This is a genomic window from Burkholderia sp. D-99 (assembly GCF_011605345.1).
GTDB lineage: Bacteria > Pseudomonadota > Gammaproteobacteria > Burkholderiales > Burkholderiaceae > Burkholderia.
In genome coordinates this window covers 1,465,169-1,487,876 of the sequence record NZ_JAAOXM010000002.1, presented here as the reverse complement: position 1 = coordinate 1,487,876, position 22,708 = coordinate 1,465,169, and the positions used below count along the sequence as shown (strand labels likewise).

Below are 22,708 nucleotides of genomic sequence, written 5' to 3'. Positions count from 1 at the left end.
AGCAAAAAAGCCCGGCGGCCTTGCGGCTGCCGGGCTAACGCACTGGATGTGCGTGGAGCCGGTGCTTACAGCTCGATCCGCTTGATGTCGCCGACGACGAAGATGTACGACGCCGCGCCGACCAGCGCGATCACGCCGATGAACACGAGCGCGCCGACGAACGAGCCGGTCGACGCGACGATGAAGCCGACCACCAGCGGGGTGACGATCCCGGCGAGGTTCGCCGCGAAGTTGAAGATGCCGCCCGTCACGCCGAGCAGGCCGTCCGGCGCAATGTCCGACACGAGCGTCCAGCCGAGTGCGGCCATCCCCTGAGCGAAGAACGCGACCGACATGATCGCGATCACGGCCTCGTTGCTCTGCACGTAGTTCGCGAGAATGATCGTCGACGCGAGCAGCAGGCCCGCGATGATCGGCAGCTTGCGCGCGAGATTCGCGGACTTGCCGCGACGCAGCAGCCAGTCGGAGAAGATCCCGCCGAACATCACGCCGACCGACGCCGCGATGAACGGCATCACCGCGAAGAAGCCGATCTTCAGCCAGCCCATGTGGCGCTCGGTGGCGAGGTAGGTCGGGAACCAGGTCAGGAAGAACACGAGCGTCGAGTTGCCAGCGAACTGGCCGAGGCAGATGCCTGCGAGCTGGCGCTTCTTCAGCAGTTTGCCGGCCATCGCCCAGCTGAACTTCTTCTGCTCGCCCTTGCCGCCTTTGTCGCCGTCCTTGCGTGCACCGTGCACGAGACCGCCACCCGCCTCGATATACGCGAGCTCCTCCGAGTTGGCGCCCGGATGGTTGCGCGGCTCATGATAGAACTTCCACCAGACCAGGCCGAACACGATGCCGATCGTGCCGACGACCCAGAACAGCGAACGCCAGCCGAACGCACCCATCAGCGCGAACAGCACCGGGCTGAAGAACGCGAGGCCGATGTACTCGCCGACGGTATAAGTGCCGGTCGCCATCGCGCGCTCGTTCTGCGGAAACCACGTCGCAACGACCCGGCTGTTGGTCGGGAAGCACGGCGCCTCTGTCACGCCGAGCCCGAGCCGGCATGCGAACAGCGTCGCGATGCCCGGCACGAAGCCCTGCAGGAACGTGCACAGCGACCACAGCGTCATCGACCAGTAATAGGTGATCTTGCTGCCGAAGCGGTCGAGGAACAGGCCGCCGGGCACCTGCATCGCGACGTACGTCCACGAAAACGCGGAAAACATGATGCCCATCACGGCCGCGTTGATGCCGAGCTCCTTGGTGAGCTGCGGCGCAGCCACCCCCAGCACGGTACGGTCGAGATAGTTGATCATCGTGCCGATCGCGAGCAGCGCGAGAATCTTGTAGCGCGCCGAGGTGCGCCGGACCGTGCCGGCCGCCTGCGCCGGCGCGGCGCTCGTGTGGGTGGTGTGCTGCATGGTCGTCTCCTGGTCTCTCTTTCTGTAAGGGGTCAGCGCGTGACGAGCGACTGAAAGTGATCGAACATCCGCTCGGCATCGGGCGGGCGTCCGGTGAAGATCTCGAACGCGTCGACCGCCTGGTAGACGGCCATCCCGCCGCCCGGCAACGTGGCGCAGCCGGCCGCGCGCGCGGCGTGGATCAGTTCGGTTTCGAGCGGGAAGTACACGATGTCGGCCACCCACATGCCCGCGCGAAGCAGCTCGGCCGGCAACGGCAGGCCCGGATGCTTGGCCATGCCGGTCGGCGTCGCGTGGATCAGGCCCGTCGCGACACGCATCGCGTCCGCGAGATCGCCGCCCTGTACAACCCGTGCCGCGGGGAAGCGCTGCTGCAGCTCAGCCGCGAGCGCGGCGGCGCGCGTGCCGTCGACATCGAAAATCGTCAGTTCGGCCGCACCCATCTGCAGCGCCGCATGCGCCACGGCCGCGCCCGCACCGCCCGCGCCGAGCTGGACGACGCGTTCGAGCGACGCGTCGGGCAACCCGCGTCGGAACGATTTCGCGAAGCCCGACCAGTCGGTGTTGTGGCCGATCCGCTTGCCGTCCTTGAACAGCACGGTGTTCACTGCGCCGAGCGCACGCGCATCGTCCGACAGCGCGTCGAGGTGCCCGATCACGCGCTGCTTGCACGGGTGCGTGATGTTCAGGCCGTTGTAGCCCATCCGCTGCGCGTCATCGAGCAGTTGCGGCAGTGCGTCGGCGGTCACGCCGAGCGCGTCGAGATCGATGCGCCGGTAGACATAGCCGAACCCCTGGCGGAATCCTTCTTCCTCGTGCATCGCGGGCGACAGCGAGCCGCCGATGCCCTGGCCGATCAGGCCGATCAGAAACGACGGGCGGCTCATCGTGCGGCTCCCTGCGCGAACAGCGTCGCCAGACGCTGCAGCGCGAAGACGTAGCCTTCGGTGCCGCAGCCGCAGATCACGGCTTCGGCAACCGCCGACACATAGGAATGGTGACGGAACGCCTCGCGACGATGCACGTTCGAGATATGGACTTCGATCACCGGCTTCGCGATCGCGGAAAGCGCATCGGCCAACGCCACCGACGTATGCGTATAGGCAGCCGGGTTGATCACGATGCCGTGCGTGTCGTGACGCGCGGCATGCAGCCAGTCGATCAACTGGTGCTCGGCGTTCGACTGGCGGAAGTCGATGTCCAGCTCGAGCCCCTCTGCCGCCGTGCGGCAGCGCTGCTCGACGTCGGCGAGCGTTTCCGCGCCGTAGATATGGGGCTCGCGCGTCCCCAGCAGATTCAGGTTCGGGCCGTTCAGCACCAGCACCTTGTGCTTGCTCATGATGATTCTGCTCCTAAAACAGGGGCGGACCGTGACCGGCATCGCCCCGAAAACATCGGAATTTGGCGCTAGTGTGCGCCCGGGAATGCGGACTGTCTTTTCGGGTTTTCGCTAATTTGTACCACCTAGTTAGTTTGTACAATACACATCACTAGCCCAGTAAATTCGGGATATGGCGTTCTCCGGGAATTCAACGACTGGTTCATTCAGGGCCGGTTCGATCGACGCCATGCCCCGCTCATCCGCAGGATTCGCCCATGCAGCGCTCGATCGCCACCGTGTCACTTTCCGGCACGCTCGCCGAGAAACTCGCCGCCATCCAGGCCGCAGGCTTCGACGGCGTGGAAATCTTCGAAAACGACCTCGTCTACTTCGACGGATCGCCGGCCGACGTCCGGCGCATGGCCGCCGATCTCGGCCTCGACATCGTGCTGTTCCAGCCGTTTCGCGACTTAGAGGGCGTGAGCGCGGCCCAGCTCGCCCGCAACCTCGACCGGATCAAGCGCAAGTTCGACGTAATGCATGCGCTCGGCACCGACCGCATCCTGGTGTGCAGCAACGTGTCGGCCGACACGATCGCCGACGACGGACTACTCGTCGACCAGCTCGGCGCGCTCGCCGAGGCCGCGCGGCAGGCCGGCGTGGTCGCCGCGTACGAAGCGCTCGCGTGGGGCCGCGTCGTGAAGCGGTACGGCCATGCGTGGAAACTCGTGAATGCCGTGAACAGTCCGCACCTCGGCCTCGCGCTCGACAGCTTCCATACGCTGTCGCTCGACGACTCGCCGGACGCGATCGCCGACATCCCCGGCGACCGGATCGCGTTCGTGCAGATCGCCGATGCGCCGAAGCTCGCGATGGACGTGCTCGAATGGAGCCGCCACTACCGCTCGTTCCCCGGCCAGGGCGACTTCGACCTCGCGCGCTTCACCGCGCGCGTGATCGAATCGGGCTATACGGGGCCGCTGTCGCTCGAGATCTTCAACGACGGATTCCGCGCCGCGCCGACCACGGCCACCGCCGCCGACGGCCATCGCTCGCTGCTCTATCTGGAAGAACTGACGCGCGAGCGGCTCGCGCAGGACGGCCGCGCGCCGGCCGCCAGCCAGCCGCTGTTCGCGCCGCCGGCGCCGCCCGCGCACGTCGGGTTCCAGTTCATCGAATTCGCGGTCGACGCACAGGCGGCGGCGACCGTCGGCGAATGGCTCGGCCGGATGCGCTTCCGGCTCGCGGGCCGGCACCGGTCGAAGGACGTGACGCTGTTCCAGCACGGCGCCGCGTCGATCGTGCTGAACGCGGAGCGCGACTCGTTCGCCGATGCGTTCTTCCAGCAGCACGGGCTGTCGCTGTGTGCATCGGCATTCCGCGTCGACGACGCGAAAGTGGCGTTCGAGCGCGCGGCCGGCTTCGGCTATGCGCCGTTCTCCGGCCGCGTCGGGCCGAGCGAACGCGTGCTGCCGAGCGTAAAGGCGCCGGACGGCAGCCTCGAGTATTTCGTCGACGAAGCGCCGAACGCGCCGACGCTGTATGAATCGGATTTCGTGCTGACCGACATCGACGGCCCGAGCGAAGTCGGCCCGCTGACCGGTATCGACCACGTGTGCCTCGCGCTGCCGGCCGACGCGCTCGATACGTGGATCCTGTTCTTCAAGACGGCGTTCGGCTTCGAGGCCGAGCGCAGCTGGCTCGTGCCCGACCCGTACGGGCTGATGCGCAGCCGCGCGGTGCGCAGCGCCGACGGTTCGGTGCGGATCGCGCTGAACGCGTCGGTCGACCGGCACACGGCGGTTGCCGAATCGCTCGACCGCTACCACGGCACGGGGCTGAACCACGTCGCGTTCCGCACGGACGACATCGTGAAGACGGTCGCCGCGTTCGCGGCCGACGGCATCCCGTTCCTGCGCATTCCGCCGAACTACTACGACGACCTCGCCGCACGCTACGCGCTGCCGGACGAACTGATCGACACGCTGAGCACGCATCACCTGCTGTACGACCGGGACGAGCACGGCGGCGAATTCCTGCACGCGTATACAGAATTGGTCGACAACCGCTTCTCGCTCGAGATCGTCGAGCGGCGCGGCGGATACGACGGCTACGGCGCGGCAAACGCGGCCGTACGCCTGGCCGCGCAGGCTCAGCGCAGGAAATAAGAGAAGGAAAAGAAACGGAATTTTGGGGCCAAACCGTATCGACAGCCCGTAGCTAACTTAAAGGGCCGCATCCCGCGCGCACCATCGTGGTGAATTGCGCGGCGACGCACCCGCCCGCGCGGCTTGCCGCGATCGGGCCGGAAGCCGCGCGCCGTATGACGTTACATCCCGTAACCCATACCGCAGCGCAGCATCCCGTCGCCCGCCACGGTTTTAAGAATCGCTTAAGTCTTCGACGGCACCATCCGCAACCAGTACCCGATAGTTATCTCGAAAAGGAGGAAAGCGATGAGCGCCGTAGAAGCACCCGCGGGCCGCCAGGCCGCGCCCCCTGCAAAGAAGACGATGCTGCGCCGCCTGCTCAGTCATCATGAAATCGCGACGCTGCTCGTGCTGCTGCATGCACCGATCGGCGCAAACGCCAAACCCGAACTGCCTGCGCTGCAGGAAGCCGGCCTCGTGGAGATGGTCAAGCTCGACGCCGATACGGCACCCAGCTTCCGGCTGACCGAAAACGGCACCGCCGTCCTGAAAGGGCTCGGCTACCGCTGAGCCGCGGTTTTCACCGCTTCACCGTTACCCCGTTTCCCCGTTTCCCCGCATCGCCCCGATCCCTGCGACTCGTCGGCTCTTCCGGCGTGTCGCGTCACCCTGCCCGCTCCTGCAACATCAACCGGTATTCCGTCGGCGTCACGCCGACCGTCGCCTTGAACTGGCGCGTGAACGCGCTGTGATCCGTATAGCCGCATAGCGCCGCGACGTCGGTCACCTTGTCATGCGTGACGAGTAGCGCGGTGGCCGCATCGAGCCGCGTCTTCAGCAGCACCTGGCGCGGCGTCAGGTGGAACACCTTGTGGAAGTAGCGTTCGAGCTGCGCGACCGACATCCCGGCCATCTGCGCGAGCTGCTTCAGGTTCAGCGGCTGCACGTAGTGATCCTGGATGTGCTGGACCACGTCGGCGAGCCGGCTGTACGCCGGATGCGATCCCTCGTGCGCCTTCAGGTCGCGCGAGATGCCCGCGAGGCCGACCACCCTGCCTGCGGCATCGCGCAGCGGCTCCTTGCAGGTCAGGCACCAGCCCGGCTGACGGCCCGGATACAGGTGCAGCTCGAGCTGGTCCATCAGTTGCTGGCCGGCGTTGATCGTCGCCATGTCCTGCTCGAAATAGCTGCGGCCGAAACGGCGCGGAAACACTTCGTCGGTCGTCTTGCCGAGCAGGTCGCGCTTGTCCTTGTAGCCGCAACGCATCGCCAGCGTGCGATTGACGAGCGCGTAGCGGCCGTTCGCGTCCTTCACGAAGAACGCGACGTCCGGCAGCGCATCGAACACCGGTTCGAGCAGGCGGAAGTGCGCGAGCATCGCGCCGAGATCGGCGTTGTCGGGCTGGTAGCGCAACGTGTCGGACAGGCTCATGGGCGGTACGGCAAGCAAGGTCGTCATCCCGGCAACCGCAATGCGAGTGGCAGATGGCGTCGATTATAGAAACGCCCCTTCGATCGCGTCGCGCCGATCGCAAAGGCGGGCAAGTTGGCGGTGACCGTCACGTCGCGCCGCCGATCGACCGGCATCGACATGCGACATTCGTTGCATGCACAACCACTGCGCCGCGCGCATGGCGGCCGGCCACGGATCCGCTTGGGTCGACGCTGCAGCAACGCATACGCCGATGCCGGCCTGCCATGAGCACATGGGCTCACCGACGCACCGGCACCGCGCGCCCGGACTCGCCAGCATAAAAATGAGACGGCGCAGCGTCTTGGCGCGTTTGCGCATTCTCCATGACGATTTCGGCACATATCAGGGTTATCGACGATATGCCGATATCGTCGCCGCCCGCGCACCGAACGCGCAAGACGCCCGCATTTTCGCTATCTAGACTTCGCTTCACGGTCACGAGACGACCTTCCGCCGCGGCAGCAATCGGCGTGCACGGCCTGCGGCATCGGCCATCATGCGCGCCGATTCCGGCACAGCCCGGGCAGCCCGCGGCAAGCACGCACGGCCCTCGCATCGGCCTGCCGACCGAACCGTCTCGCCCGGTTTACCGGTGCCGGCCCGCCAGCCGGCGGCGGCCCAACCACGCCATCAAGGGGAAGTGAAAGTGAAGCTGAAGGTATCGCACGTCGCGCTGGCCGCTGCCTGCGCACTGTCGGGCGCGCACGCCATTGCCGCCGACGTCGTCAAGATCGGTTTCGCCGCACCGCTGACCGGCCCGCAGTCGAACTACGGCACGGACATGCAGAAGGGCGTGCAGCTCGCGATCGCCGATTTCAACGCGACGCGTCCGACGATCGGCGGCAAGCCCGTCACGTTCCAGCTCGATTCGCAGGACGACCAGGCCGACCCGCGCACCGGGACGACCGTCGCGCAGCGGCTGATCGACGACAACGTCCGCGGGATCATCGGGCACTTCAACTCGGGCACGAGCATTCCCGCGTCCGACCTGTACGATCGCGCGGGGCTGCCGCAGATCTCGATGGCCACGTCGCCGCAATACACGGCGCGCGGCTACAAGACAACCTACCGGCTGCTGACGAGCGACGCGCAAGCGGGCCGCATCGTCGGCACGTACGCGGTGAAGACGCTGCGCTTCAAGCGCATCGCGATCATCGACGACCGTACGGCCTACGGCCAGGGCATCGCCGACGAATTCGCGAAGGCCGTCGAGGCGGCGGGCGGCACGATCATCAAGCGCGACTTCACGAACGACAAGGCGCTCGATTTCTCCGCGATCCTGACCAACCTCAAGGGGATGAACCCGGACGCGATCTTCTACGGCGGCGGCGACGCGCAATCGTCGCCGATGATCCGCAAGATGCGCCAGCTCGGGATCAAGGCGGCGTTCGTGACGGGCGAGATGTCGCGCTCGCCGACGTTCCTGAAAGTCGGCGGCGACGCGGCCGAAGGCGCGATCGTCTACATGGGTGGCCTGCCGAAGGAGAAGATGCCGGGCTTCGCCGGCTACGCGGCACGCTACAAGGCGCGCTTCAACGAAGACGTGATCACCTACTCGCCGTACTCGTATGACGGCACGATCGCGCTGCTCACCGCGATGAAGGACGCGAACTCGACCGACCCGAAGGTGTACACGCCGTATCTCGGCAAGGTGTCGGTCAAGGGCGTGTCGGCCCCGAGCATCGCGTACGACGCGAAGGGCGACCTGAAGGACGCACCGGTCACGATCTACAAGGTCGAGCACGGCGCGTTCAAACCGGTCGATACGATCGCCGGCAACTGACACGCGAGTGTAGTGTTCGGTGCCAAGCGGTGCTTAGGGGCCTGAGGATTCGCGTTCGCGGCAACGCGCAAACCGCAGTGATGCCCAGTGGCATCGCGAGGATTTGCAACGCCGCCACGGGCGCGAAGGCGCGGCTCATAAGTGCCGATTGGCGCCGAACACAGCACTGGACCCTGCGCGGCGCGTCAGCGGCTCACCGGCCGCCCGCGCCGCGCGCGCTTCGGCGCACGCTTCGAAACCTTCCCCGGCGCACACCCGCGCGCGCATTTCGCGCTCCTGTAGAATCCCCCCACCCGCTTTGACGCTTCGTCCCCGCCGCGCCCCATCCCGGTGCGGCGGCGCGTGTTTCGTGCCTCACCCGGCACACGACACGCTTCGACGACGCAAGCCGCGCCTTGTCAGTCCATGCCGATAGCGGGCCCTGGAGACGCAGCACCGACAACAACATTCGAAAACCGATCGTCCTGACCATGCAAGCTTCCGAATTGAGCGGCGTGCCTCGCGCCGCCGAACGCGCGCTCACGCGCAGCGACTACAAGACCCTTGGCCTTGCCGCACTCGGCGGCGCCCTCGAGTTCTACGACTTCATCATCTTCGTATTCTTCGCGCCGGCAATCGGGCAACTGTTCTTCCCGCACGACATTCCCGACTGGCTGCGCCAGCTGCAGACGTTCGGCATCTTCGCGGCCGGCTATCTCGCGCGCCCGCTCGGCGGCGTGATCATGGCGCACTTCGGCGACCTGTTCGGCCGCAAGCGGATGTTCACGCTGAGCGTGCTGATGATGTCCGTGCCGACGCTGCTGATGGGCCTGCTGCCGACCTACGACACGATCGGCATCCTCGCGCCGGTGTTGCTGCTGCTGTTCCGCGTGCTGCAGGGCGCGGCGGTCGGCGGCGAAGTGCCGGGCGCGTGGGTGTTCGTGTCCGAGCACGTGCCGTCGCGCCACATCGGCTATGCATGCGGCACGCTGACCGCGGGCCTCACGGCCGGCATTCTGCTCGGCTCGCTCGTCGCGGCCGGCATCAACAGCCGCTACTCGGCCGCCGAAGTCGGTGCGTTCGCGTGGCGCATCCCGTTCCTGCTCGGCGGCGTGTTCGGGCTGTTCTCCGTGTACCTGCGTCGCTGGCTGCATGAAACGCCGGTATTCGCCGAGATGAAGGCGAAGAAGGCGCTCGCGGCCGAAATTCCGCTGAAGGCCGTGCTGCGCGACCACGGCCGCGCGGTGATCGTGTCGATGCTGCTCACGTGGATGCTGTCGGCCGCGATCGTCGTCGTGATCCTGATGACGCCCGCGCTGCTGCAAAAGCAGTTCCACCTGACGCCCGCGACGACGCTGTTCGCGAACAGCGTCGCGACGCTGTGCCTGACGGCCGGCTGCATCACCGCGGGTTCGCTCGCGGGCTGGATCGGCGCGAAGCGCGTGCTCGGCATCGGCGGCATCGGGCTGGCCGCATGCTACTACCTGTTGTTCGTGCAGGTCGCGGCCGACACGTCGACGCTGCCGCTCTACTACGGGATCGCGGGCTTCATGGTCGGCACGATCGGCGCGGTGCCGTTCGTGATGGTCAAGAGCTTCCCGGCTGTCGTGCGCTTCTCGGGCATCTCGTTCTCGTACAACGTCGCGTATGCGATCTTCGGCGGCCTCACGCCGATAATCGTGTCGCTGATGATGAAGTCGAATCCGCTCGCGCCGGTCGTGTACGTCGCGGCGATCTGCGTGCTCGGCGCGATCGCCGTGCAGTTCTCGAAGGATGCGAAGGACGTGAAGGACGCGAAGGACACGCATTGAGCACCGCCGCGCACGCGGCTTCGTGAATGCATGAACAAAGGGCCGAATCCCGCGGGATTCGGCCCTTTTGTTTTGCTTCAGCGGGACGGCAACGCCGCTCGTGCGATCAGCGCAGGCTGCCGTACGTCGAACTCGGCCGGCGCAAGCCGTCGATGCTCGCGCCGCCGGCGCCCGTGACGAACAGCAGCAGGAACCCGCCGGCGATCGCGATGTTCTTCCAGAAATGGATCACCATGTCGTGCTGGACCGCGGCGTCCGTCGCGTCCCAGAAATTGTGCCCGACCATCGCGGTCGCGACCGTGTAGAACGCCATCAGCAGCGCGAGCGGCTTCACCTTGTAGCCGACGATCAGCAACAGCCCGCCGAGCCCCTCGATCGCGACGACGATCGGCCCGATCACCTGCGGATACGGCACGTTCAGCCCATGCAGGTAACCGATGAAATCGCCGTAGCCGAGCAGCTTCATCACGCCGCCCCACAGGAACAACGCCGCCAGCGCCAGGCGCGCGAAAAAAATGACGCCGGAATCGACGGAACGCGTCATGCCTCTCTCCTCGTATGCAATTCGGCCGCGGCCGCCCGGGGCATGCCCTGACGGCCTGGCGCCGCGCGACCCTGCGGGGTCCGCGGCAAATGGGCCAGCATAGACAGAGTTTCGGCCGTGTCCAAGAAAAAGGTTGTAGCAAATCTTTACACGGCGGCGGCCGCGCGGCCCGAAGGCGCGGCAGGGAAAAGGCGTTTACTCCGCGTCGCTCAACAGCACGCCTTTCTTGAAGATGAAGCAGCCATAGCCGCGCAGCTCGCCGGTGACGATCACCGCGTATGCCTGCTGCGCGCGCTCGTAAAACGCGAACCGGTCGATGCCCGCGAGCGGCACCGAACGCCCTTCCGCGCGGTCGATTTCGGCCTGCACTTCGCGCTGCACGGGCGGCACCGCCGCCGCATCGCCGACGACTTCCATCCGCCACGCGGGCGTGTCGACGAACGTATCAAGCGGCAGCACGGACAACACCGCGCGCACGACGCGCGCCGAATCGGCGCCGTCGATCCGCAATGCGCGGCCGACCACCGTGTGCTCCGCGACGGATTCCGCCGGGAAATTCGCGTCGCAGATCGCGATTTCATCGCCGTGGCCCATCGCACGCAGCGTGTGCAGGATGTCGGCGTGCAGCAGCGGGTCGAGATTTTTCAGCATGTCGGCAAGTCTCCGGGATCAGGAACGAACCGCGTAACGTTACCCGATCCCGGTGGCTGCTGCGCATGCATCGCTCGCGTCACGACGCCGCGGCCGGCATTTCGTCGATGAAACCCGTGATCGTCGCGAGGCGGCCCGATGCGTCGACCGTGCCGAAGTCCGAACCCTTCACGATCGCCGCGCCGTCAGGCGACACGAGCGCCCACGAGAACCGCAGGTGCTGGCCGAACGCGTCGACGTCGGTCGTGCGGCGGAAGCGGTATGCAGGGAAGCGTTCCTGCACGGCCGCGATCATCGTGTCGATGCCCGCATGGCCGTCGCCGGCCATCAACGGATCGCGATAGGCCGCGTCGCTCGCGTAGGTCACATCGATCAGCGCGCGGCGGCGTGCGACGTCGGGTTCGTTCCATGCGTCGAAGTAGCGGTCGATCAGGTCGGCGTGAACGGACGAAGCGGATTGGGCGGTGTTCATGGCGAGGCTCCTTGTGTCGATGAGGTGACGGTGTCGCGAACGTTGCGTGTTTCGTATTCGCGTGCAGTCATCGTCGCCGGCCTCGCGCGGGCGGTCGATTACGTACGAGGTAAGGAAATCGCGCCCGCGCCGCCGCGATCAGCCGGCCGCGTAGTCGACCGCCAGGCTCCACGCGGGATCCTCGTGCTTCGCCCAGTACGCATCGAACAGCCGGCGCGTCATCGGGCCCGGCCGGCCGTCGCCGATCGGTACGCCGTTCAGCCGCGTGACGGGCATGATCCCGCCGGCCGTCGACGTGATGAACACCTCGTCCGCTTCGCGCAGTTGCGCATCGTCGACGCGACCGGCCTGCGCGTCGATGCCCATCGACGCCGCCAGCTCGAACACGGTCTGCCGCGTGATGCCGTGCAGCACGCCGCGCTCGGGCGTCCGAAGCCGGCCGTCGCGCACGATGAAGACGTTGAACCCGGGCCCTTCGGCGATGCTGCCGTCCGTGCACTTCAGCACGACCGACTCCGCGCCCGCGTCATAACCCTTCAGCAGCCCCGCGACAAGGTCGAGCCAGTGGTAGTTCTTGATCTGCGGATCGACCGATTCGGGCGGAATCCGCCGCACGTCGTCGACCAGATGCAGGTGCAGGCCCTCGCGCAACTGCCGCTCGTTCGCAACCGAGCCGTACGGCACCGCGAACGCGATGAACTGGTTCACCGCGTCGCGCGGGTCGCGGCTGAAGGTGGGCGATACGCCGCGCGTGCACAGCATTTCGACGTACGCGTTGCGCAGGCCCGAGCGGCGCACGCATTCGACGAGGATGTCGCGCAGCGCGTCGTCGCTCAACGGTACGTCCAGCCGCAGCCTCGCCAGCGAGCGCCTGAACCGCGCAATGTGCTGGTCGAGGCGGAAGAAACGGCCGTTCCACACGTGCACGGTGTCGTACGTGACGTCGGAATGCAGGAAGCCCCAGTCGAGCACCGACACGCGCGCGTCGGCAATCGGAATGAAGCGGCCGTTCATGTACGCGGCGCCCGGTGGATACGCAGGTGCTGCGGCAGACTGAATGCTCTCCGGCGCCGTACGTTTCGCGTCGGGCGCGTGCTGCGCGTAGTCGACCTGCGCGGCAAACGACGCGCGATCGGCGTCGAACACACTGCGATGCACGACCGCATTCGGCCCCGCCGCGCGATCGAACGACAGCTTGCCGTCGAGGTGGTCGATCTCGTGCTGCATCAGCTCCGACACATCGGGCGACAGCGCGTCGCGCCGATGCAGCTCGCCGTCGAGCGTCGTGTACTGCACGCTCACCGACGCATGGCGCTCGACACGCACGAACAGGTCGGGAAAGCACATGCAGTCGTCCCACAGCGTCATCCGCGCCTCGCTGCGCCACATGATCTCGGGGTTCACGATCACGTCGGGCCAGCCGTCCAGCGCGAGCGCAATCATCCGTTGCCCGACGCCGATCTGCGGCGCGGCGACCGCGCGGCCGAAACCGTGTTCGTCGCGAAACGCGCGCAGCGCGGCACGCAGTGCGCTTGCCGCTTCACGCACGGCGGGATCGGTAACGTCGCCGACCGGCCGCGCGACGTCGCGCAGCGAAGCGGTGCCCACGGGAAGAATCCGCGTATTCATTTCACTACCTCCGACAAAGTCACCTTGTTGCCTCCTTTGAACGTCGAAATCGTCGCCGCCGGGTTGCGCAGCTCGCCGTTCGCGTCGAACGCGATCCGGCCGGTCACGCCCTGAAAGTCGACGCGATGCAGCGCGTCGACGATCTTCGCCGGATCGGTGGACTGCGCGAGCATCACCGCGTGGTAGACGGCCATCATCGCGTCGTAGGCGTACGGTGCGTAGAGCTGCACGGGGGCGCCGTACTTCTGCGTGAAGCGCGCCGCGAACGCGGGGCCGCCCGGCATCTTCGCGAGGCTTCGGCCGCCGTCCGCGCACACGAGGTTGCCGTCGAGCGCATCGCCGGCCAGTTTCAGGATCTCGTGCGTGCACAGACCGTCGCCACCCAGCAGCGGCGCGGCGATCCGCAGCTTCTTCATCTGCTTGAGCATCGGCCCGCCCTGCGTGTCCATGCCGCCGAAGAAAATCGCGTCGGGCGCACGGCCCTTGATCAGCGTCAGCGGCGCGCCGAAGTCGAACGCCTTGTCGGTCGTGTATTCGCGTGCGACCACGGCGGCGCCGGTCTTCCCGAGCCCGCCGGCGAACACGTCCGCGATGCCCTGCCCGTAGGCCGTGCGATCGTCGACGACACCGATGCGGCGCGCGTGCAGCTGCTCGACCGCATAGCGGGCGACGGCCTGCCCGAGGAAGTCGTCATTCGCGAGCATCCGGAACGTGGTGCGATAGCCGAGACGCGTGAACGCCGGATTGGTGGCCGACGGCGTCAGCTCCGCAATGTTCGCCGTCGCGTAGAGCCGCGCGACGGCGATCGACGTCCCCGAATTCTGGTGGCCGATCACGGCGCTGACGTGCGTATCGACGAAGCGCTGCGCGACCGTCGTCGCAACCTTCGGGTCGGCCTGGTCGTCCTGCGCGTCGAGCGCGAACGTGACCGGATGCCCGGCGACGCTTGGATGCGCCGCGTTGATTTCGTCGATCGCGAGCCGGATGCCGCGCGCGCTGTCCTCGCCGAAATGCGCCTGCGCGCCCGTGAGCGCGCCGGCAAAACCCACGACGACCGTATCCGCGCCGAACGCGGGAACGGCCGGCACAAGCGACACAAGTGGCACCAGCAGCACAAGCGGCGCCAGCAGCAGACGTCGGGAACGCATGATGTTTTCCTCGCAGCTTCGTCGTTGACGGATGCTACGATTATCGGCAGCCGTCGCGAAATCCGATAAACATCGGGCGACCTCATTCGTGCGTTTGTTTCGTTTTTTCTCTCCGAAGGAAATCCGATGAATCCCGCCGCCGCGCCGCTCGACGACTTCGACCTGCGGATCCTCGCCCGCCTCCAGCATGACAACCAGATCACCAACCAGGCGCTCGCCGCCGAGATCGGCCTGAGCCCGCCCGCGTGCCTGCGCCGCGTGAAGCGGCTGCGCGACGAGCGCTATATCCAGCAGGACGTTTCCGTCGTCGATCCGACCAAGGTCGGCCTCCCGTTGACGATGCTCGTGCTCGTGCAGGTCGAGCGCGAACGGGTCGACCTGCTCGACGAATTCAAGCGGTTCCTGAAATCGCTGCCGGAAGTCATGCAGTGTTATGTGGTGACGGGGCGCGCCGATTTCGTGCTGATGATCGCGATGCGCGACATCGACCATTACGAGGAGTTTTCCACGCGTGTATTCCGGCAGCACCACAACATTCGTCACTTCGAGACGATGGTCGTGATGTCGCGCGTCAAGGTCGGGCTGTCGTTGCCGATCGACATCGCGTAACGATCGCCCGTCGCGGCCACACGCGCCGCAATGAAAACGGGCGCCCTAGGGCGCCCGCATCGTCCGGCGGCAACGGCCGCGCGCGTCAGGTCACCGGCGCCGGATTGAACAGCGTCAGCGCATTCGCGAGCTTCCATTGCTCGGCCCACGTGCGGCGCTTGCCGCTCGCGACGTCGAGCATCAGCCGGAACAGTTCCCAGCCGGTGTCCTCGATTGTCGCCGCGCCGGTCGCGATCTGCCCCGCGTCGAGATCCATCAGGTCGTGCCAGCGGCGCGCGAGATCGCTGCGCGTCGCGACCTTGATCACCGGCACCTGCGCAAGGCCGTATGGCGTACCGCGGCCGGTCGTGAAAATGTGCAGGTTCATCCCGGCCGCGAGCTGCAGCGTGCCGCAGATGAAATCGCTCGCGGGCGTCGCCGCGTACAGCAGCCCCTTCTGCTTCGCGCGATCGCCGGGGCGCACGACGCCGGCGATCGGCGCGCTGCCCGACTTCACGATCGAGCCCATCGCCTTCTCGACGATGTTCGACAGGCCGCCCTTCTTGTTGCCGGGCGTCGTGTTCGCGCTGCGGTCGACGCGGCCGCGCTGCAGGTAACGGTCGTACCAGTCCATCTCGCGGATGATCTCGCGCGCAACGTCCTCGTTCGCCGCACGCGACGTGAGCTGCGCGACGCCGTCGCGCACTTCCGTCACCTCGGAGAACATGATCGTCGCGCCAGCCCGCACCAGCAGGTCGGCTGCGAAGCCGACGGCCGGATTCGCTGTGAGCCCCGAGAACGCGTCGCTGCCACCGCACTGCACGCCGACGACGAGATCCGACGCGGGGCACGTCTCGCGGCGGCGGCGGTTCAGGCGCTCGAGATGCGATTCGGCCATCTTCATGATCGAGTCGATCATCGAGTTGAAACCGACGTGCGCGGCGTCCTGCAGGCACACGACACCGCCGTTGTCCGTCGCGCCGTCGGCGGCCACCGGAATCGTGCCGGGCGGCAGCAGGCGCTCGGGCTGCAGCTTCTCGCAGCCGAGGCTCACCGTCATCACCTCGCCGCCGAAGTTCGGATTCAGGCTGATGTTGCGCAGCGTGCGGATCGGAATGTCGGCGTCGGGTGCGTCGATCGCGACGCCGCAGCCGTACGTGTGCTCGAGCCCGACCACGTCGTCGACGTTCGGGTAGCGCGGCAGCAGTTCGTCCTTGATCCGCTTCACCGCATGCTCGACGACGCCCGACACGCACTGCACGGTCGTCGTGATCGCGAGGATGTTGCGCGTGCCGACGGAGCCGTCGGCATTGCGGAAGCCCTCGAACGTATAGCCTTCGAGCGGCGGCAGCGGCGGCGCGGCACGGGTCGCAAGCGGCAGGTCGTCGAGCCCCGGCGGCTCCGGCATGCGCATCGTGCGCTCGTTGACCCAGCTGCCGCACCGCAGGTCGGTCAGCGCGTAGCCGATCACCACGTTGTAGCGGACGACCGGGTCGCCGGCCGCGAGATCGACGAGCGCGACCTTGTGCCCCTGCGGTACGCCTTCGCACAGCGTCAGCCCGTCGGCGAACGTCGCACCTTCGGGCAGGCCGCCGTCGTTGACGACGATCGCGACGTTGTCGTCCGGGTGCACGCGGATGTAGAGAGGGGAAGCAGTCATTGCAATTCCTGGAGGCTATCGGCCATATTGTTAGTCATCATACGACATTCAACCTCACCCGGCGATGCTGCGTAAACCCTTATCCGGAAAGACCCTACCCTTGAGCGACCAGCAAACCGCTTGCGTCACCTTTCCCCTCGTTGTACGATGACATACAACGACATCGCCAATTCGGCTCGTATGCCGTTCCCGACGAACCCAGCACTCGCGCTAGACGGACGACCCCAACCATGACTTCACCGCAAGAACTCAAACAGATCATCTCCCACGGCCTGCTGTCGTTTCCGCTGACGGATTTCGACGCCGACGGCAGCTTCCGCCCGAGCACCTATGCCGAGCGCCTGGAATGGCTCGCGCCGTACGGTGCGAGCGCGCTGTTCGCGGCCGGCGGCACCGGTGAATTCTTCTCGCTCACGCAGCGCGAGTATTCGGACGTGATCCGCGTCGCAACGGAAACCTGCAAGGGCAAGGTGCCGATCCTCGCCGGCGCGGGCGGTGCGACGCGCGTCGCGATCGAGTATGCGCAGGAAGCCGAGCGCCTCGGCGCGAGCGGCGTGCTGCTGATGCCGCACTACCTGACCGAGGCGAGCCAGGAAGGGATCGCCGATCACGTCGAGCAGGTGTGCCGCGCGCTGAAGATCGGCGTCGTGGTGTACAACCGCGCGAATTCGAAGCTGAATGCCGACATGCTCGAGCGCCTCGCCGACCGTTGCCCGAACCTGATCGGCTTCAAGGACGGTGTCGGCGAAATCGAGAGCATGGTGACGATCCGCCGCCGCCTCGGCGACCGCTTCGCGTATCTCGGCGGCCTGCCGACGGCGGAAGTCTATGCGGCCGCGTACAAGGCGCTCGGCGTGCCGGTGTATTCGTCGGCCGTGTTCAACTTCATCCCGAAGACGGCGATGGAATTCTACGAAGCGATCGCGAAGGACGACCACACCACCGTCGGCCGCCTGATCGACGACTTCTTCCTGCCGTACCTGAAGATCCGCAATCGCCGCGCGGGCTATGCGGTCAGCATCGTGAAGGCGGGCGCGAAGCTCGTCGGCCATGACGCAGGCCCGGTGCGTGCACCGCTCGTCGATCTCAACGACGAAGAAGTCGCGCAGCTCGACGTGCTGATCAAGAAGATGGGCCCGCAGTAAGCGGGGATGGCCGGCGCGGGGCCCTGATCGGCGCCGCGCCGGCCGGTTGTTGCGTCGCGCGCCGGTTCGACGGTGTTGCGACCGTTCGCAGCACTATCCGCGCACGCACCCGCCGCGATGCGCGCCGCCTCCGGCGCAGCGCTTCGCCTGACGCCGCCCCGCCTTGCAGGCCGTCCGGCCCCGTCACATCTGCGCGATGATCCCGACGATCCGGTGACGCACGTTCGCGAGCCTGACCCGTGTCGCCTCGATCTGGCCCTGCGTGCCCGCACGCGCGCGCGTATTCGACTCGCCGTCGAGGATCTGTCCGAGCACGTCGCGGTCGACGACCGCATCGAAGAACCGGCCGACCGTGATCGTCGCCGACTGCTTCGCAGTCGCGAGCTGGCTGTTCGCCTGCATCAACGCTTCGGTGCGCAGGCTCGAGTCGCGTTCGTCGATGCCGCGCCGATACTGGAGCGCGAACACCAGCGCTTCCATGTCCTGCCGGAAACGGCGCACGGCCTGCCCGAACACGAGCGAATGCGTGTCGGCGCCCGTGACGAGCCGCCCCTGGTTAATCGTCACGTCGAATTCGCTGCCGCCCAAGTCGCGCTGAAATTCCAGCAGCGCATTCGCGAGCACGCGCCCTTCGCTATATTGGCCGATCTGGGTGCGCACGGATTTCGCGACGTCGCCGATCGCTTTCCACAATCCGGCCGCGAACAGGTGATCGCCACGCTTGTTGATGTTCATTGGGGGTTCCCTCGGTGTTTTTTTCGGTCTCTCAGGCTTGCCTGCGGGCCGGCTGGGCCGAGGCCTCGCTACTGTAGGAGAAATTAGGGGGACGGGGAAGACGCCATTTACGACCGTTTTGCACTCGGTACCGCCACGCCGACCACCCGATCCGACACCACGCCTGCTCACCCCCTATCGGCACACCGCATCACGATCGACATCAATCGGTGACATAATTGATGCCTCGATCTTTTCGGAGCCGATCATGCGCACCACCTTATCGCTGGACGACGCCCTGCTCGCCAAAGCGCAGCAGTTGACCGGCGTCACCGAAAAATCGGCGCTGGTCAGAGAAGCGCTGCGTGCGCTGATTGCTCGTGAAAGCGCACGACGGCTGGCGCGCCTCGGCGGCACCGAACCCGATCTCGAATCCGTCCCGCGCCGTCCATCGGAGCCAGCATGATTCTTGTCGACACTTCGGTCTGGATCGATCACCTGAGCGCTGGCGATGCAACGCTCACCACGCTGCTGGAAGCCGAACGGGTATTGATCCATCCGTTCGTCGTCGGCGAACTTGCGCTCGGCAGCTTGCGTGATCGCGAAACCGTGCTGGATGCGCTACGCGACCTCCCCGCCGCCGCGGCAGCAACCGATGACGAAGTTCAACGCATGATCGACGTCGCGCCACTTTACGGACTCGGCATCGGTTACGTCGATGCCCACCTGCTCGCGTCGGTCCGACTGACCAGCGGCAGCAAGCTGTGGACACGCGACCGCCGTCTGCTGGCTGCGGCCGAACGCCTGCAACTCGCCGCCCACCCCGCTCACTGACCGAACAAACCCGGCAGCACCGAAATCCATCATGCAAAAAAGGCGGAAGCGGCCCACCGGCCACTTCCGCCTTTTGGTTTCCGCGTGCAGACACCGACCCCGAGGCACCGGCCGCCGGGAATCCCGCCCTCAGCCGATCCTGCCCGTCACTCCGCCTTCCCGTCCCGCAGCCGCGGAATCGCGAGCGGATTCTTCTCCTGCAACCCTTCCGGCAGCAGATCGTCCGGGAAATCCTGGTAGCACACCGGCCGCAGGAAACGATCGATCGCAGTCGCGCCGACCGACGTGACGGCCGGGTTCGACGTCGCGGGGAACGGCCCGCCATGCACCATCGCGTCACACACCTCGACGCCGGTCGGGTAGCCGTTCACGAGCAAGCGGCCGGCCTTGCGTTCGAGGATCGGCAGCAAGCGGCGGGCGAGCGGCTTGTCGTCGGCATCCATCTGGAGCGTGGCCGTCAGCTGGCCCTCGAGCGCGTCGAGCACGCGCGCGACTTCGTCGAGATCGCGGCAACGCACGATCAGCGACGCCGGCCCGAACACCTCGTGGCTGAACGCCGGCTCGGCCAGGAATGCCTGCGCGCCGACTTCGTACAGCGCGCCGCCGGCCTGGCAATCGGTCTGCGCGGCTTCGCCCGCGCCGATTTCGCGCACGCCCGGCAGTTCGGCCAGCTTGCCGCGGCCGTTGCGATACGCATCGGCAATGCCGCGCGTGAGCATCACGCCGGCCGGCTTCTTCGCGAGCGCCTGCGCGGCGATGGTCTCGAAGCGGTCGAGATCGGGGCCGTCGATCGCGAGCACGAGGCCCGGGTTGGTACAGAACTGGCCGACGCCGAGCGTCAGCGAATCGACGAAGCCCGTCGCGATCGCGTCGCCGCGCGCGGCGAGCGCCGCCGGGAACAGCACGACAGGGTTGATGCTGCTCATTTCCGCGTAGACGGGAATCGGCTGCGGGCGCGCGTTCGCGAGCTGCACGAGCGCCATGCCGCCCTGCCGCGACCCCGTGAAGCCGACGGCCTGGACCGCCGGATGGCTGACGAGCGCGGCGCCGATCACACGGCCGGGGCCGACCAGCAGCGAGAACACGCCGGCCGGCATGCCGGTTTTCGCGACGGCGGCGCGAATCGCGCGGCCGACCAGCTCGGACGTGCCGAGGTGCGCCTCGTGCGCCTTCACGATCACCGGGCAGCCGGCCGCAAGCGCCGACGCCGTATCGCCGCCGGCCACCGAGAACGCGAGCGGGAAATTGCTCGCACCGAACACGACGACGGGCCCGAGCCCGACTTTCTGCAAACGGAGGTCCGAACGCGGCAGCGGCGTGCGGGCAGGCTGCGCGGGATCGATCGACGCGGCGAGGAAGCGGCCGTCGCGCACGACGCGCGCGAACAGCCGGAGCTGGCCGACGGTGCGGCCGCGCTCACCCTGCAGCCGTGCGACGGGCAGGCCCGTTTCAGCGTGCGCGCGCTCGATCAGCGCGTCGCCGAGTGCGACGATTTCATCGGCGATCGCGTCGAGAAACGCCGCGCGGGCCGCGAGCGGCTGCGCGCGGTACGCGTCGAACGCGTCACGCGCGAGTTCGCAGGCGCGCTCGACATCGGCCTGCGCCGCGACGCCGAACGCCGGCGCGTCGATCGGCGCGCCCTTCGACGGGTCGAACGCGCGCAAGGTACCGGCCGAGCCGACTACCGCTTCGGCGCCGATCAGCATCTCTCCTGTCAGTTGCATGGGTGTGCTCCGTGGTTCGGGAATAGGTGGCTCATTGTAGCTCAACAGATATGATGTCCGCCCACCAAACATCAATATTCACGCCAACTGCCGGACCAGCGCCAATGCACGAGAAATCCTTATTCCACGGGAGAATCCCCGGAGTTATTACCATTTCACATCATCATCGCGAGGGAAAACCCGAGGTTTCTGCGTTTGATTATTGCCAATAAACTGCCTCCATGTCATACGACGACGTACATTAAAGTGCCTAATCAGACCACCTCCCGCGACCTTCCGCTCGACCTCGCGCGCACCGCGCGCCGAACCGCCGTGCGCTACTGGATCCTGGCGATGCTGTTCGTCGTCACGACGCTCAACTATGCGGACCGCGCGACGCTGTCGATCACCGGCACGCCGATCCGCAAGGCGTTCGGCATCGATCCGGTGACGATGGGCTACATCTTCTCGGCGTTCAGCTGGGCTTACGTGCTCGCGCAACTGCCGAGCGGCTGGCTGCTCGACCGCTTCGGCGCGCGCCGCGTGTATGCGGCCAGCATCTTCCTGTGGTCGGCATTCACGCTGCTGCAGAGCACGATCGGCCTCGGCGGCAGCGCCGCGTTCGCGGTCGCCGCGCTGTTCGCGATGCGCTTCGCGGTCGGTATCGCCGAAGCACCCGCCTTTCCTGCGAACGCGAAAGTCGTCGCGAGCTGGTTCCCGACCGCCGAGCGCGGCACCGCATCCGCGATCTTCAACGCCGCGCAGTACTTCGCGGCCGTGGTGTTCTCGCCGCTGATGGCGTGGCTCACGCATGCGTACGGCTGGCACCAGGTGTACCTGTGGCTCGGCCTGGCCGGCATCGCGCTCGCGTTCCTGTGGCTGCGCGTGATGAAGGACCCGGCCGACCATCCGGCCGTGAACCGCGCGGAACTCGACCATATCGAGCAGGGCGGCGGCCTCGTGCGCACGACCGTACGCGGCACCGACGGCCAGCGCTCGGAAGGCAGCCGCGTCGCCGGCTGGTACTACGTGCGCCAGCTGCTGTCGAACCGGATGCTGATCGGCGTGTATCTCGGCCAGTATTGCGTGAACGTGCTCACGTACTTCTTCCTCACGTGGTTTCCGATCTACCTCGTGCAGGCGCGCGGGATGTCGCTGCTGAAGGCCGGCTTCATGACGTCGCTGCCCGCGATCTGCGGGTTCCTCGGCGGCGTGCTCGGCGGGATGCTGTCGGACGGGCTGATCCGCCGCGGCGTGTCGCTCACGCTTGCGCGCAAGATCCCGATCGTCGGCGGGATGGCGCTGTCGATGGTCATCATCGGCTGCAACTACGTCGACAGCGAAGCGCTCGTCATCGTGCTGATGGCCGTGTCGTTCTTCGGCAAGGGCATCGGCTCGCTCGGCTGGGCCGTCGTCGCGGATACCGCGCCGAAGGAAGCGATCGGCCTGTCTGGCAGCCTGTTCAACATGTTCGGCAACACGGCCGGCATCGTCGCGCCGATCGCGATCGGCTACCTCGTCGGCGCGAGCGGCTCGTTCAACGGCGCGCTCGTGTTCGTCGGGCTGAACGCGCTCGTCACCGTGTTCAGCTATCTCGTGATCGTGAAGGACATCAGGCGCGTCGAATTGCGCCATCGCGACGCGTGAGATGCGACGAACAGGAAGGAAATGGAACACGACGGCGGCCGCGAAA

Annotated in this window: 22 protein-coding genes; 9 read left to right on the top strand and 13 right to left on the bottom strand. The window is 66.8% G+C overall.

The window, feature by feature from the left end; genetic code table 11:
* Positions 1-65: 65 nt before the first annotated feature.
* The 3 genes from HAV18_RS13940 to aroQ are packed head-to-tail and all read right to left on the bottom strand — an operon-like array spanning position 66 to position 2,748.
* Positions 66-1,409, bottom strand: a complete 1,344-nt coding sequence (locus tag HAV18_RS13940; protein WP_166956602.1) for an MFS transporter — start codon at positions 1,407-1,409, stop codon at positions 66-68.
* 32 nt (positions 1,410-1,441) lie between these two features.
* Complete coding sequence (locus HAV18_RS13935; RefSeq protein WP_166956600.1) at positions 1,442-2,296, bottom strand: shikimate dehydrogenase; 855 nt, start codon at positions 2,294-2,296, stop codon at positions 1,442-1,444.
* Positions 2,293-2,748: a type II 3-dehydroquinate dehydratase gene (gene aroQ, locus HAV18_RS13930; protein ID WP_166956598.1), complete on the bottom strand. Its 456-nt coding sequence runs from the start codon at positions 2,746-2,748 to the stop codon at positions 2,293-2,295. Before aroQ ends, HAV18_RS13935 begins: the two co-directional genes overlap by 4 nt.
* Positions 2,749-3,005: 257 nt before the next feature.
* Between aroQ and HAV18_RS13925 the strand changes: the two genes are divergently transcribed.
* Both HAV18_RS13925 and HAV18_RS13920 read left to right on the top strand, forming a co-directional pair.
* The gene (locus HAV18_RS13925; protein ID WP_166956595.1) at positions 3,006-4,898 is read left to right on the top strand and encodes a bifunctional sugar phosphate isomerase/epimerase/4-hydroxyphenylpyruvate dioxygenase family protein; all 1,893 of its coding nucleotides are present in this window, start codon (positions 3,006-3,008) and stop codon (positions 4,896-4,898) included.
* Between the two features lie 288 nt (positions 4,899-5,186).
* Positions 5,187-5,450 (top strand): hypothetical protein, encoded by a 264-nt coding sequence (locus HAV18_RS13920; RefSeq protein WP_011353956.1) that lies wholly within the window; start codon positions 5,187-5,189, stop codon positions 5,448-5,450.
* A gap of 94 nt (positions 5,451-5,544) precedes the next feature.
* Here the strand turns inward: HAV18_RS13920 and HAV18_RS13915 are convergent, their stop codons facing one another.
* Positions 5,545-6,339 carry an AraC family transcriptional regulator gene (locus tag HAV18_RS13915; RefSeq protein ID WP_166956592.1) on the bottom strand — a complete coding sequence of 265 codons (795 nt, stop codon included), beginning with the start codon at positions 6,337-6,339 and terminating at the stop codon, positions 5,545-5,547.
* Positions 6,336-6,473 carry a hypothetical protein gene (locus tag HAV18_RS13910; RefSeq protein ID WP_166954206.1) on the bottom strand — a complete coding sequence of 46 codons (138 nt, stop codon included), beginning with the start codon at positions 6,471-6,473 and terminating at the stop codon, positions 6,336-6,338. The genes HAV18_RS13915 and HAV18_RS13910 overlap by 4 nt, the downstream gene beginning before the upstream one ends.
* A gap of 527 nt (positions 6,474-7,000) precedes the next feature.
* Here HAV18_RS13910 and HAV18_RS13905 point away from each other — a divergent pair.
* On the top strand, positions 7,001-8,137 hold the full coding sequence (locus tag HAV18_RS13905) for a branched-chain amino acid ABC transporter substrate-binding protein (protein ID WP_166956589.1): 1,137 nt from the start codon (positions 7,001-7,003) through the stop codon (positions 8,135-8,137).
* Between the two features lie 470 nt (positions 8,138-8,607).
* Positions 8,608-9,927: an MFS transporter gene (locus tag HAV18_RS13900; RefSeq protein WP_166956586.1), complete on the top strand. Its 1,320-nt coding sequence runs from the start codon at positions 8,608-8,610 to the stop codon at positions 9,925-9,927.
* A gap of 106 nt (positions 9,928-10,033) precedes the next feature.
* On the opposite strand, the gene HAV18_RS13895 is transcribed toward HAV18_RS13900, so the two are convergent.
* The 5 genes from HAV18_RS13895 to HAV18_RS13875 form a co-directional block, all read right to left on the bottom strand.
* A complete protein-coding gene (locus HAV18_RS13895) occupies positions 10,034-10,471 on the bottom strand; it encodes a DoxX family protein (protein ID WP_166956583.1) in 438 nt (145 codons plus the stop codon).
* A gap of 195 nt (positions 10,472-10,666) precedes the next feature.
* Complete coding sequence (locus tag HAV18_RS13890) at positions 10,667-11,122, bottom strand: RbsD/FucU family protein (protein WP_166956580.1); 456 nt, start codon at positions 11,120-11,122, stop codon at positions 10,667-10,669.
* A gap of 79 nt (positions 11,123-11,201) precedes the next feature.
* Positions 11,202-11,594 carry a nuclear transport factor 2 family protein gene (locus HAV18_RS13885; RefSeq protein ID WP_166956577.1) on the bottom strand — a complete coding sequence of 131 codons (393 nt, stop codon included), beginning with the start codon at positions 11,592-11,594 and terminating at the stop codon, positions 11,202-11,204.
* Positions 11,595-11,732: 138 nt separating this feature from the next.
* Entirely contained in the window at positions 11,733-13,223 is a 1,491-nt protein-coding gene (locus tag HAV18_RS13880) for an aminotransferase class IV (RefSeq protein WP_166956574.1), read from the bottom strand.
* Positions 13,220-14,560 carry a branched-chain amino acid ABC transporter substrate-binding protein gene (locus HAV18_RS13875; RefSeq protein ID WP_243771622.1) on the bottom strand — a complete coding sequence of 447 codons (1,341 nt, stop codon included), beginning with the start codon at positions 14,558-14,560 and terminating at the stop codon, positions 13,220-13,222. The genes HAV18_RS13880 and HAV18_RS13875 overlap by 4 nt, the downstream gene beginning before the upstream one ends.
* On the opposite strand from HAV18_RS13875, the gene HAV18_RS13870 reads away from it, so the two are divergent.
* Positions 14,498-14,980, top strand: a complete 483-nt coding sequence (locus HAV18_RS13870; RefSeq protein ID WP_166956571.1) for an Lrp/AsnC family transcriptional regulator — start codon at positions 14,498-14,500, stop codon at positions 14,978-14,980. The two genes, HAV18_RS13875 and HAV18_RS13870, sit on opposite strands and share 63 nt — an antisense overlap.
* Positions 14,981-15,065: 85 nt before the next feature.
* On the opposite strand, the gene garD is transcribed toward HAV18_RS13870, so the two are convergent.
* Positions 15,066-16,619 carry a galactarate dehydratase gene (gene garD, locus HAV18_RS13865; protein WP_166956568.1) on the bottom strand — a complete coding sequence of 518 codons (1,554 nt, stop codon included), beginning with the start codon at positions 16,617-16,619 and terminating at the stop codon, positions 15,066-15,068.
* 230 nt (positions 16,620-16,849) lie between these two features.
* Between garD and kdgD the strand changes: the two genes are divergently transcribed.
* Positions 16,850-17,764: a 5-dehydro-4-deoxyglucarate dehydratase gene (kdgD, locus tag HAV18_RS13860; protein ID WP_166956565.1), complete on the top strand. Its 915-nt coding sequence runs from the start codon at positions 16,850-16,852 to the stop codon at positions 17,762-17,764.
* Between the two features lie 183 nt (positions 17,765-17,947).
* Here kdgD and HAV18_RS13855 read toward each other — a convergent pair whose 3' ends face one another.
* Positions 17,948-18,499 carry a hypothetical protein gene (locus HAV18_RS13855; RefSeq protein ID WP_166956563.1) on the bottom strand — a complete coding sequence of 184 codons (552 nt, stop codon included), beginning with the start codon at positions 18,497-18,499 and terminating at the stop codon, positions 17,948-17,950.
* Positions 18,500-18,746: 247 nt separating this feature from the next.
* On the opposite strand from HAV18_RS13855, the gene HAV18_RS13850 reads away from it, so the two are divergent.
* Positions 18,747-18,944 (top strand): type II toxin-antitoxin system VapB family antitoxin, encoded by a 198-nt coding sequence (locus HAV18_RS13850; protein WP_006752328.1) that lies wholly within the window; start codon positions 18,747-18,749, stop codon positions 18,942-18,944.
* Positions 18,941-19,312 carry a type II toxin-antitoxin system VapC family toxin gene (locus HAV18_RS13845; protein WP_166956560.1) on the top strand — a complete coding sequence of 124 codons (372 nt, stop codon included), beginning with the start codon at positions 18,941-18,943 and terminating at the stop codon, positions 19,310-19,312. The genes HAV18_RS13850 and HAV18_RS13845 overlap by 4 nt, the downstream gene beginning before the upstream one ends.
* Positions 19,313-19,458: 146 nt before the next feature.
* On the opposite strand, the gene HAV18_RS13840 is transcribed toward HAV18_RS13845, so the two are convergent.
* Positions 19,459-21,036 carry an aldehyde dehydrogenase (NADP(+)) gene (locus HAV18_RS13840; RefSeq protein ID WP_166956557.1) on the bottom strand — a complete coding sequence of 526 codons (1,578 nt, stop codon included), beginning with the start codon at positions 21,034-21,036 and terminating at the stop codon, positions 19,459-19,461.
* Positions 21,037-21,282: 246 nt separating this feature from the next.
* Between HAV18_RS13840 and HAV18_RS13835 the strand changes: the two genes are divergently transcribed.
* Positions 21,283-22,662: an MFS transporter gene (locus HAV18_RS13835; protein WP_166956554.1), complete on the top strand. Its 1,380-nt coding sequence runs from the start codon at positions 21,283-21,285 to the stop codon at positions 22,660-22,662.
* Positions 22,663-22,708 lie beyond the last annotated feature (46 nt).